Source organism: Chitinophaga sp. (genome assembly GCF_035564935.1).
Lineage (GTDB): Bacteria > Bacteroidota > Bacteroidia > Chitinophagales > Chitinophagaceae > Chitinophaga.
In genome coordinates this window covers 1-1,938 of the sequence record NZ_DATMTE010000576.1, presented here as the reverse complement: position 1 = coordinate 1,938, position 1,938 = coordinate 1, and the positions used below count along the sequence as shown (strand labels likewise).

Sequence of the window (1,938 nt, the reverse complement as noted above, 5' to 3'; positions counted from 1 at the left end):
GTACCGCGGAAGGGTAGTAGTTCCACAGGTTGTTGCCTATTGGAACTATAGCCGGTACTTTTTTGCTGATAGCATCCAGCTGGTATTGCACATGTGGATCGTCTTTCCCGGAAATAAGGGTATTCCGGTCCAGCGGTGAATTAATATATAATACCCGGTTGTGCCGGGCAAATTCCAGCGCAATATTTTTACAGTTACTTCCAATAGAAGTATACCATTGTTGCAGCCCGATTACAACTATATCTCTGTTTTGAATTAACGGCACGGTAGCAAAGGTGTAATTGATGTATACGGTTTATTGAATTAAATGTGCAGGTTTGCCGTTGGGGATGGTTAAATATGAAGTTTCTAACTTTAAATGCAAAGTAAATAAAAAATTCGATATTATTGAAGTATTACGATAGCAATCGTCTTTTAAAACAGAAAAACAGGTTATGTCAGAAACAGTAGAAATAAGAAATTTAACCGTGGAAGATTACCTTGATCTTAAGGAGTCTATGGTATCGGCTTATGCCGATATGGCTGGCAATTACTGGCGGGAACCTACCATACAACGGCTGATCAAGCTTTTCCCGGAAGGGCAGATAGCGGTTACGGTGAATGATAAAGTAGTAGGATGCGCGTTGGCGATCATAGTTGATTATGAGAAATTTGGCGACAGCCACACCTATGAACAGATCACCGGTTACTATACCTTTAATACACATAACCCCAAGGGAGATACGTTGTACGGCATCGAGGTTTTTGTACATCCCGATTATCGGGGGAAGCGACTGGCCCGCCGCCTGTACGACGCCCGTAAAAATCTTTGCGAACAGCTGAATCTCCAGGGTATTGTGGCCGGCGGCCGGATCCCCAATTTTGAAAAGTACGCCGACAAGATGTCGCCAAGGGAATATATTGAAAAGGTACAGGACCGGGAAATTTATGATCCTACATTAACGTTCCAGTTCTCGAACGACTTTACCGTAAAGAAGATCCTCCGGAACTATCTTCCTAATGATGAAGCCTCCAAAGGCTTTGCCACTCTGCTGCAATGGTTCAATATCTATTATGAAAAGGACCTTGATACGATCCGGTACAATAAATCCACCGTGCGCATTGGCCTGGTGCAATGGCAGATGCGCGACTACGGCGGCCTGGACGGCTTCCTGCAGCAGGTGGAATATTTTATTGATGCGGTAAGCGACTACGGGTCCGACTTCGTGGTGTTCCCAGAATTGTTTAACTCCCCGCTGATGGGAGAATTTAACCAGATGGACCCTGCGGGCGCCATCCGGGGAGTAGCCCAGTACACCGAACAGCTGCGGGAAATATTCCAGCAGCATGCAGTGGCTTATAATGTAAATATCATTTCCGGAAGCATGCCCATTGTAATAGACGAGGGGCTGTATAATATTTCTTATCTCTGCCGCCGGGATGGCACTTACGAGCAATACATTAAAATCCATCCCACACCCGGTGAGGTAGCCGCCTGGGGTATTAAAGGCGGAAGCGATATCAAAGTGTTTGACACCGACTGCGGTAAAATCGGCATCCAGATCTGCTACGATGTAGAATTTCCGGAGCCGTCGCGTATCCTGGCCGAGGAAGGCATGCAGATCCTGTTTGTGCCTTTTATGACCGATACCCAGCATGCCTATAACCGTGTCAGGTTCTGCGCACAGGCAAGGGCCGTTGAAAATGAGTGCTATGTTGCCATTGCGGGCTGTATCGGGAATTTGCCCAAGGTAAATAATATGGACCTGCAGTATGCACAGTCATGCGTATTTACACCCTCCGATTTCGCTTTCCCTGTAACCGGCATCAAAGCTGAATCAACCCCCAACACCGAGATGGTGGTGATCGCCGATGTGGATCTTGTATTGTTGAAGGAATTACATGCCTTTGGAAGCGTACAAACTAAAAAAGATATCCGGAACGACCTGTATGAAGTAA

At 46.2% G+C, this 1,938-nt stretch carries 1 protein-coding gene and 1 pseudogene; one reads left to right on the top strand and one right to left on the bottom strand.

Annotated elements, in window-relative coordinates:
• Positions 1 to 265, bottom strand: a pseudogene (locus VN105_RS14800) (glycosyltransferase family 1 protein); the annotation flags it as partial.
• Between the two features lie 169 nt (positions 266 to 434).
• Here VN105_RS14800 and VN105_RS14795 point away from each other — a divergent pair.
• A partial coding sequence (locus VN105_RS14795) for a bifunctional GNAT family N-acetyltransferase/carbon-nitrogen hydrolase family protein (protein ID WP_325642197.1) occupies positions 435 to 1,938 on the top strand: 1,504 nt, incomplete at its 3' end.